Here is a 583-nt window from a genome sequence, read left to right as displayed (position 1 = left end):
CACCAATGGAGGAGGAATAACCATGAAACGCAGAACTCTTTTGATCTCGACGGTTGTCGCGGGTGCGCTGTTGGGCACCACGGTGATCGCGCAGGATCTGCCACCGCTTGAGCAGAAGGATCGCTACAAGGTCGGCTTTGCGCAGATGGAATCGAACAACCCGTGGCGCATTGCCGAAACGAAATCTTTCCATGACACAGCCGAGGCCTGTGGCTGGGATCTGATCGCGACGGATGCGGCCGGATCTGCGGCCAAGCAGGTTGCGGATGTGGACAGCATGATCGCCCAAGGCATCGACGTTCTGTTCCTGCCCCCGCGGGAAGAAAAGCCGTTGATCCCAGCCGTTATGAAGGCCCGTGCAGCGGGAATCCCGACCTTTTTGGTGGACCGCTCGGTTGATCCGGCCGTTGCCAAGCCGGGCGAGCATTTTGTGGCGTTCCTTGGGTCGGATTTTATTGATCAGGGCAACCGGGCCGCACAGTGGCTGATGGAGAATTTCGACGGCGACAATGGCGTCATCGTCCAGTTGGAGGGCACGACTGGTTCTTCACCTGCAAATGACCGCAAAAAAGGTTTCGACGAC

The 583-nt window shown here is 58.1% G+C and carries 1 protein-coding gene; it reads left to right on the top strand.

Annotated elements, in window-relative coordinates; all coding sequences use genetic code 11:
• Nucleotides 1–22: 22 nt before the first annotated feature.
• The coding region (locus ACR0CG_RS24135; RefSeq protein WP_480528058.1) for a substrate-binding domain-containing protein at nucleotides 23–583 on the top strand (561 nt) is incomplete at its 3' end.

Source organism: Ruegeria sp. AB8, from assembly GCF_056542605.1.
This window is presented reverse-complemented; position numbering and strand designations above follow the sequence as displayed.